The sequence below is a fragment of the Vibrio sp. 1401 genome, assembly GCF_033340295.1.
This window is the reverse complement of sequence record NZ_JAWOWF010000215.1, coordinates 1-871: the sequence shown is the minus strand read 5'-3', so window position 1 is coordinate 871 and position 871 is coordinate 1. Positions and strand designations below refer to the sequence as shown.

Here is an 871-nt window from a genome sequence, read left to right as displayed (position 1 = left end):
ATCGCCTCTGACTGCCAAGGCATCCACCGTGTACGCTTAGTCACTTAACCATACAACCCGAAGGAGTTTCGAGTTGACGTTCAAATCACCAAAGTTGTCTCTCATTATTTGAATGAGCGAGAGACATTCGATTTTGCCGGACTCATCTTTTTACCTTCATTTTTAGAAAAAATGAAAACAAAAAGCCAAGAACACTTGAATGTGTTTTTTGGTGTTTGTCTTAAAGACAAACATTGAGAACTTTACAAACAATCTTAAAGATTGTTTTGTCAGCTTTCCAAATTGTTAAAGAGCTAATCACTTCTAATGAAGTAACCATTTTTAAAAACTCTCAAGAGAGAATGTTTAAAGATGGTGGGCGATACCGGGCTCGAACCAGTGACCCCCTGCTTGTAAGGCAGGTGCTCTCCCAACTGAGCTAATCGCCCACATTAGTTTTACTTCTTAGTGGAAGAAGTTCCTCGAATGGTGGAGCTATGCGGGATCGAACCGCAGACCTCCTGCGTGCAAGGCAGGCGCTCTCCCAGCTGAGCTATAGCCCCATCGAGAAATGGTGGGTCGTGCAGGATTCGAACCTGCGACCAATTGATTAAAAGTCAACTGCTCTACCAACTGAGCTAACGACCCAATGGTATCCCGTAGGGGAGTCGAACCCCTGTTACCGCCGTGAAAGGGCGGTGTCCTAGGCCTCTAGACGAACGGGACACTAAGTGAACATCTTGGGGGATGTTCTATCTCTTAAACTTCATAAACCGTATCAATCTGTGTGAACACTCATCGCAATAATCATCGTATAAGGAGGTGATCCAGCGCCAGGTTCCCCTAGCGCTACCTTGTTACGACTTCACCCCAGTCATGAACCACAAAGTGG

4 tRNA genes and 1 rRNA gene are annotated in these 871 nt (G+C 45.5%); all 5 read right to left on the bottom strand.

Features of this window, described 5'->3' with window-relative positions:
• Positions 1–352 precede the first annotated feature (352 nt).
• Positions 353–428, bottom strand: a tRNA-Val gene (locus R7Z77_RS24665).
• Between the two features lie 38 nt (positions 429–466).
• A tRNA-Ala gene (locus R7Z77_RS24660) sits at positions 467–542 on the bottom strand.
• Between the two features lie 9 nt (positions 543–551).
• Positions 552–627, bottom strand: a tRNA-Lys gene (locus R7Z77_RS24655).
• 2 nt (positions 628–629) lie between these two features.
• A tRNA-Glu gene (locus R7Z77_RS24650) sits at positions 630–705 on the bottom strand.
• A gap of 89 nt (positions 706–794) precedes the next feature.
• A 16S ribosomal RNA gene (locus R7Z77_RS24645) occupies positions 795–871 on the bottom strand; the annotation flags it as partial.